Origin of the sequence: Polaribacter sp. (genome assembly GCF_051251875.1) — a bacterium.
Lineage (GTDB): Bacteria > Bacteroidota > Bacteroidia > Flavobacteriales > Flavobacteriaceae > Polaribacter.
Map to the genome: position 1 here is coordinate 93,714 of NZ_JBPOGL010000010.1, position 8,322 is coordinate 102,035.

The 8,322-nt window shown below is 27.7% G+C and carries 4 protein-coding genes and 1 CRISPR repeat array; of the genes, 3 read left to right on the forward strand and 1 reads right to left on the reverse strand.

Going from position 1 to position 8,322, the window contains the following annotated elements:
* Window positions 1–106: 106 nt before the first annotated feature.
* Window positions 107–1,150 (reverse strand): lipid A-modifier LpxR family protein, encoded by a 1,044-nt coding sequence (locus ACSHW5_RS06780; protein WP_435675359.1) that lies wholly within the window; start codon window positions 1,148–1,150, stop codon window positions 107–109.
* Window positions 1,151–1,453: 303 nt separating this feature from the next.
* Here ACSHW5_RS06780 and cas9 point away from each other — a divergent pair, with 303 nt between their 5' ends.
* The 3 genes from cas9 to cas2 are packed head-to-tail and all read left to right on the forward strand — an operon-like array spanning window position 1,454 to window position 7,304.
* Window positions 1,454–6,070, forward strand: coding sequence for a type II CRISPR RNA-guided endonuclease Cas9 (gene cas9, locus ACSHW5_RS06785; RefSeq protein ID WP_435675360.1), 4,617 nt, complete (start codon window positions 1,454–1,456; stop codon window positions 6,068–6,070).
* A 2-nt stretch (window positions 6,071–6,072) separates the two neighbouring features.
* On the forward strand, window positions 6,073–6,960 hold the full coding sequence (gene cas1 / locus ACSHW5_RS06790; RefSeq protein WP_435675361.1) for a type II CRISPR-associated endonuclease Cas1: 888 nt from the start codon (window positions 6,073–6,075) through the stop codon (window positions 6,958–6,960).
* A gap of 5 nt (window positions 6,961–6,965) precedes the next feature.
* Window positions 6,966–7,304: a CRISPR-associated endonuclease Cas2 gene (gene cas2 / locus ACSHW5_RS06795; protein WP_435675362.1), complete on the forward strand. Its 339-nt coding sequence runs from the start codon at window positions 6,966–6,968 to the stop codon at window positions 7,302–7,304.
* Between the two features lie 174 nt (window positions 7,305–7,478).
* Window positions 7,479–8,208: direct repeats of the CRISPR family, unit length 46 nt; unit sequence CTTGTGATTGCTCACGTAAAAATACAATTTGAAATCAATTCACAAC.
* Window positions 8,209–8,322 lie beyond the last annotated feature (114 nt).

Consider the following 8,322-nt stretch of genomic DNA (forward strand, 5'->3'; position numbering starts at 1 on the left):
CGTTCCTCAATGCTGTAAATTTACCGTATGTTTCTTTAATATTTTGTGTAATAGCAAAATTTTATCACTGTTGTGATTGTAGTTTATATCAATATTGATATTAGATTTATCGGGTATAACCAATTGTTAATCCGCCCCAATAATGCATAGATTTACCTCCTTTAAATTCTCTACTTCTTGCGGAAAGCGTATATCTTACCAGCCATTTATTGTTGAAATTAAAGTTTAAACCCGTATTAAATTCAAATAAAAACGTTTTTACTTCACTAGCAGGAATTTTATAAATACTAGAATCATTAAAAAGTAATCCTTGCAAAGTTGCATTGTAGATGTTAAACCTAAGATTGGGTTTAAAAAAGAGATTCATGCTAAATTTTTTTAAAGGAACATTATTTTCTGATTTTTTTAAATCTATATTCTCTAAATTAAGTTGTTTTTGAATAGCTCTGTTGTCATATTCTAAGGAAGGATTATTATTGAGGTTAAAAAGATCTAAATACAAACCTAAATTAATATTGGTCATGTAGTTTCCTAAATCTGCACTCACCGTAAAAGAAGGATCAAAATAACTAATGTTTCTTTCAGCCTCTTTTTCTTTATTTTTAATTAAATTAAAAGAGTATTTTACATTGTAATTTACCATAAGTGCACCACCGTTGGCTATTTGATTGTGCCAACCTTCTGGCACAGGCCTGTCTGTAATTGCTTTAAAAAGCTTACTACTATGAATCCAACTTTGTAATTTTCCGGGTGCAGACAAGCCCATTAATCCTATGTTTAATTCTGACGTTAACACTGCACCATTTTTATGAATGGAGATTAAACCGTATCCCAAATATACAAAAGATGCATAAGGTCTGTCTCCAATAATAGGAGCACTAGCCGCTAAATTTTGAGGAGTATAACCAGCACCTGCAAGCGTTATTCTTTGAATGTTTTTAGCGTTGGCAAGCTTAAAAAAAGGTTGAATAAAATTTAATTCTGCTCGCTGTAATTCAAAACTAAAACCGCCAGTGTAATTATCATCATCATTATTTATAAAACCTAATAAATCATTTTCATGAGTAAAAATAATTTTGGTAGCAACATTTTCTTGACTCCATAAAAAATTACAGCTAAAAAAAATAAAGCAAAAAATTAACTTTTTCATATCTAGTTTATTTTTGAATTAGTTAAAAGTAAGCAAATTTAAAATGGAAATCAATCCCTATATTTAAGTATATTTTTATAAAATTAGATGTAACGCCATATTTTAAATGACTGAGATTTGCATATAAAGAAAGCGACAACCGAAGTTGCCGCTTTAAATGTTTTCACAACGGAATAATCCTTATTGTGAATTGATTTCAAATTGTACTCAAATATATATAAAATAAATCTATTTTTTTACGGGTTTCCATAATAATTAATTATTTTTTATTTGTAGTTTTATAAACTATAATAAAAATAGACTATGAAAAAGATATTAGGATTAGACCTTGGAACAAATTCCATAGGTTGGGCGTTAATTGAAATTGAAAAAGATAAAAACCTTAGCAGAATAATAGGTTCAGGTTCTAGAATTATTCCTATGTCTAAAGCAGTTATAAAAGATTTTGAAAGGGGAGTAACAAAATCACAAACTGCCGAAAAAACAGAAAAAAGAGGAACTAGAATACTTTATGAAAGAAGTAACCTTAGACGTGAAAGATTACATAGGGTTTTAAATGTTTTAGGGTATTTACCTAAAACTTATTCTAAATATATTGATTTTAATAATAGGATTGGGAAATTTTTAGAGAATTGTGAACCTTTATTAGCTTATTCGGATGAGGTTGATGACGATGGGAAAAGAATATTTTTATTTCAAGAATCTTATAAGGAAATGGAAAAAGAATTTAGAGAAGTACACAAAAACCTCCCTAGATTAAATAAAAAAGGAAAGCCATTCAAATTACCATATGATTGGACTTTATATTATTTGAGAAAGAAAGCATTAAAAAGTGAAATTTCTAATGAAGAGTTAGCTTGGATTTTATTAAACTTTAACCAAAAAAGGGGGTATTACCAACAAAGACAAGAAAATGAAATTTTAACAAATGAAAATAAAACAGTAAAGTATATCCTTTTAAAAGCTAAAGACTTTATAAAAACGGAAGATAAAGTAGATGATAAAGTTTTGTATAATATAATATTCGAAGATAAGGATGGTGTAATTTATGATGACACCAAAAAGAAAACAACAAATCCATCTTTATGGAAAAATAAGACAAATGCTTTTATAATTACTATTACAAAAAAGAAGGACAATAAAGTGTCTAATTCTTATAGAGAGGTTAAATCTGAAGATGATTGGGAAGCAATAAAAAGAAAAACACAACAAGATTTAAAGAAGCAGAAATTTGTTGGGAAATATATTTATGAGGCTATATTAAAAAATCTACAGCAAAAAATAAAAGGAGAACTGATTAGAACTATTGATCGAGATTTCTACTTCTATGAGTTAAAAGCAATATTAAAGAAGCAAAAGGAATTTAGAAAAGATGAATGGAATAATGAAAAATTATTCAAAAAAGCTATTCTAGAACTTTACCCTAATAATATTGAACATCAAGAACAATTACTAAGTAAAACGGATAAATTTATATATCTGTTTTTAAAAGATATTCTTTATTATCATAGACCCCTTAAAAGTCAGAAATCTTTAATTTCTAAATGTACTTTTGAGAAACGTTATTATATAGATGAAAAAACAAAAAATAGAAAAACCGTTTATATAAATGGAATACCTAAATCTCATCCATTATTTCAGGAATTTAGAGTTTGGCAATTAGCACACAATATTCGCATTCAAAAAAGACAACTTAAAATTGATGGAAAAATAAAACTCAATGCCGACATTACAGATAGTTTTATAGTCTCCAAAGAGGATTTTAGAATTTTTTTTAACTTTCTTTATAATAAAAAAGATATTACTCAACAACAGTTAATATCCTATTTTATAAAAGATGCTAAGGATAAAAAAAATTACAGATGGAACTATACCGATGATGATAAAATTAAACTAGAATGTAATCAAACAAGGATAAATTTTAAAAAGAATTTCGATAAGAAAGATTTAATAAAGTATACAGATACATTAGAATATGGTCTTTGGCAAATAGTTTATTCTGTAACAGACACGAAAGAATATAATGAGGCAATAAATAGTTTTTCTAAAAAAAATAATCTTTCGGAAGAAACAAGAGAAAAATTAAAGAAAAGTCCTATGCTTAAAAAAGAATATGCTTCATATTCTGAAAAAGCAATAAAAAAACTACTCACACTTATGAGAAGTGGAAGTAATTGGAAACAAGAAGATTTAAATCCTGAAGTATTATTAAGAATAGATAAGCTCCTCACCGGAGAATTTGACAAAAACATTACAAATAGAGTAAGAGAAAAATCAATAGATTTGAATGATATTTCTCACTTCCAAGGTTTACCTCTTTGGTTGGCTTCATATATAATTTATGATAAGCATTCAGAAGTTGATATTACGCAATGGAAAACATCAAAAGAATTAGAAGACTATATTAATAGTTTTAAACAACATAGTCTTCGTAACCCCATTGTAGAACAAGTTATATTAGAATCATTAAGGGTAACTCTGGATATTTGGAAGTTTTACGGTAATCAAATGAATATTGATTATACGTTAATAACAAACGAAAACACTAAAAAACAAGAAAAAGTTTATGCGAGATTATTTGATAAAATACATATAGAAATAGGAAGAGATTTAAAAAATCCAAAAAAGGTAAGAGAAAAAATATCTAATTCAATTAATAAGAATAAAGATACCAATCAGCGGATTAGAGAACTTTTATATGAATTTAAAAACTTTAAGGATGTAAAAGATATACGTCCAAATTCTAAAACTCAATTTGATAAGTTAAAAATTTATGAACAAACTATTCTTTCTCAATATTCAGAGAAAGAACTTAAGAATGAAGTTTTAATAGGGAAACTTACAGTAGATAGTTTTATTAAAAAAGAACAACCGACCTCAAGTGAAATTTTAAAATATAAATTATGGCTTGAGCAAAAATATAAATCTCCATATACACAAAAGGTAATTCGTTTATCCGATTTATTTACTTCAAAATACGAAATAGAACATGTTATTCCACAATCCAAATATTTAGATAATTCTTTTAATAATAAAATAATATGTGAAACCGAAGTTAATAGCTTAAAGGATAATAGAATTGCTTATAATTTTATTCAAGAGTTTCAAGAAACAGAAGTTCCTTTAAACGGTGGTGGATATGTTTCTATTATAAAGCAATTAGATTATGAGCAATTTGTAAAGGAAAATTATGATGGAAAAAAATTAGAAAACTTACTAAGAGAAGATATTCCAAAAAATATGGTAGAACGTCAAAAAAATGATATGCGCTACATTAGTAAAGTAGCACTAAAAACGTTTAGCAATATTGTAAGAGAAGATGGAGAACAAGAATCTACTGTAAAAAATGTATTATCCGTTGCAGGAGGTGTAACAGCAAAACTAAGATTTGAATGGGGGTTGAATTCTGTGTGGAGTTCATTAGTGGAATATCGATTTAGGAGATTAAATATTTTGATTTGCGGTGCTGAAAATGAAGAAAACGGATTGTTTGGAAAGGTGCAGAAGAATGGTGGTTTTTTCAAACCAGAAGTTCCATTAGAATTTAGAGATAATTTTGAACTCAAAAGAATAGACCATAGACATCATGCATTAGATGCAATAATTATTGCTTCGATAACAAGAGCACATGTGAATTATATTAATAATAACAATGCTAAATCTGATATTAAAAGATTTGATTTGGGATTGAAATTAAGAAACACTAAAAATATAGAAAAAGTAAATATTCTTACAAATAAAAAAACGAAACACATTGTACTTTCTGACTATAAAAAACCTTGGGATAACTTTACAGCAGATGCTAAACACAACCTAGAAGAAATTATAATAAGTTTCAAACAGAATTTAAGAGCAATTAACAAAGCAACCAATTATAATTTAAGATACAAAGATGAAAACGGAAATTTTTTGTTTGATAAAAATGGAAAAAAACAAAAACAAAGGATAGAGCAAACTAATGGTAAAAAAAATTGGGCTATTAGAAAACCTCTACATGAAGATACATATTTCGGTTTACTTGAAAATGGAAAAAATAAAGGGTTATTAGTAAAGAGGGAACCCTTAAATTCTACTTTTACTGAGGAGAAAATTAATGATGTAATTGATGAAGTTTCTAAGAAAATATTATTAAATCATTTAAAACAAGATAAGTTTTTAAATAGGAAAGATGAAAAAGGAAAGGACTTAAAACCACATGAAGTGGCTTTTTCAGCTTTAGGTATTGACGATTTAAATAATAATATTATTGCTTTAAACAATGGTGTATTCCATTATCCAATAAAAAAAATACGCCTAAAATTTAATAAAGGAAAACAGTTTTCAATTAAAAAATGGGAAAATGAAAATGGTCAATTAATTAAAGAATCAAAGTTTGTAAAGTCTGCATCTGGCACAAATTTATACTTTTGTATTTACGAGAAAGATGGGCAAAGAAAGTACTATGTGCCGAATTTTGAAGAAATTTTAGCCACACAAAAAATAGAACAGGATTTACCTATTAGTGAGAAGAAAAATGTACCTCAAAGACATCCTGAATTTAATGATTTTACCTTAAAGTTTTATTTACAACCAAACGATTTAGTTTACATTCCGATTGATATTGATGAAGATGTTGATTTTTCAAACCTAACAAAAGAACAACTAAACAGAATTTATTTGTTTAAGGATGGGAGTGGAACAACAGCTAATTTTATTCCTATGTATTCAGCGGATGTTATTTTTAATCTAAAAGAAGAGAAAAAAAGAAAAACTTTTGCAACAGAATATGGCTTAAATTTAAAAAATCTAATTAAAAATGAATACGGTTTAAAAAGTCCGCAACTTAAAAATCAAAATTCGATAGGAGGTATTCAAGTTAAATCAATATGTTGGAAACTTAAGTCTAATAGATTGGGTAATATTATTAAGATTATTAAATAAGTATGATAAAAAGAACCGTTTATATAGGTAATCCATCGTATTTAAAACTAAAACAAAAGCAATTAGTAGTCCAAGAGCCAGAAACAAAAGAAATTAAAGGAACTGTGCCCATAGAAGACATTGCTTTGTTAATGCTAGATCATTATCAAATAACAATTTCAAATCAGCTTTTAATTCAATTACAAGGTAATAATGTAGCTGTTGTTTGTTGCGATGAACATCATTTGCCTTTTGGGATGATGTTGCCAATGTACGGGCATTCAGAATATTCGGAAAGAATTAAATACCAATTAGCAGCTTCTGAACCTTTAAAAAAACAGTTATGGAAACAAACGGTGGAGCAGAAAATAGAAAATCAAAAAGTGCTTTTAGATATCAATAATAAATTTTCGGAACCGTTAGCTGAATATAAATTACATGTAAAAAGCGGAGATACTTCCAATAGAGAAGGTGTTGCAGCTCAATTTTATTGGAAACATTTATTTGAGAATTTTTCGAGAGAACGTTACGGTTCAGCACCTAATAATTTATTAAATTTTGGTTATGCAGTTCTAAGAAGTATTGTAGCTAGAGCTTTAGTAAGTAGTGGATTATTGCCTGTTTTAGGGATTTTTCATAGAAATAAGTATAATCCATATTGTTTAGCAGATGATGTTATGGAACCCTATAGGCCTTTTGTAGATAAGCTAGTTTACAATTATATAGCTAATAACAATAATTATGAGCTAAATAAAGATGCTAAAGCAACAATTTTAACAATTGCAACACAAGATGTATTTATTGATGGAGTTGTAAGACCTCTATTTATTGCAGTTTCTACAACAACAGCTAGCTTGTATAAATGTTTTACAGGAGAGTTAAGACAAATAAAGTACCCCGAACTAGATTAATAAAAATGTCATCAAAAAGATATAATGCTTATAGAATTATGTGGGTTTTAGTATTTTTTGATTTACCAACAGAAACCAAGAGAGAAAGAAAGGTTGCAGGTCAATTTCGTAAAAAATTAATTGACGATGGGTTTACTATGTTTCAATTTTCTATTTACTTAAGACATTGTCCTAGTAGAGAAAATGCTAAAGTTCATACCAAAAGAGTAAAAATGAGTTTACCAAAACATGGTAAAGTCTGTATTTTAGAAATTACTGACAAACAGTTTGGGAATATGGAATTATTTCATGGAATAAAAGAAGTTGATTTACCACAACCTACACAACAATTACAATTATTTTAGCTCTTGGTTCTTAAGAATGAGGAACTATTGAAGTAACCTTTTAATTGTAAGTAAAATAGTAGTAGAAAGCTGAAAATAGGTATAAACCTAAATGAATTACTACAAAAACAACTATTTTTTCAATCCAAAAAAGAATCCCAAAGTATTGATTTTACTCAATATTTTGGGATTGACCTTGTGATTGCTCACGTAAAAATACAATTTGAAATCAATTCACAACTATTTCCTAATCCATTTGTACCTGATAAATCTTGTGATTGCTCACGTAAAAATACAATTTGAAATCAATTCACAACATTTACTTCGTGTTTAATCAATTCTTTTCACTTGTGATTGCTCACGTAAAAATACAATTTGAAATCAATTCACAACGCTTTACCGCTAATTTCCTTAATACCATATCTTGTGATTGCTCACGTAAAAATACAATTTGAAATCAATTCACAACTCGTGCCGCTTCTAAAGCTTCTTGCCAATCCTTGTGATTGCTCACGTAAAAATACAATTTGAAATCAATTCACAACTCTACAGTTAAAGGATAAAAAAATAATGACCTTGTGATTGCTCACGTAAAAATACAATTTGAAATCAATTCACAACGTGCCACAGATAGTCTTATAAAATCACCATCTTGTGATTGCTCACGTAAAAATACAATTTGAAATCAATTCACAACACCAAATACCTTAATTGCCTTAACGTAAAACTTGTGATTGCTCACGTAAAAATACAATTTGAAATCAATTCACAACAAGAATTAATTTTTCCTGAACTAGGCTTTACTTGTGATTGCTCACGTAAAAATACAATTTGAAATCAATTCACAACTGTTGTTGGTTGTGTATCTCATACGCTCCTCTTGTGATTGCTCACGTAAAAATACAATTTGAAATCAATTCACAACATTTCAGATGGCCGGTTAAATTTAAGTTTGCTTGTGATTGTTTTGACCCCTATAAAACAAGAGTAATCTTTTAAATTTCGATTATTAATTACGCGGTTAATTTTTTCATCTTGA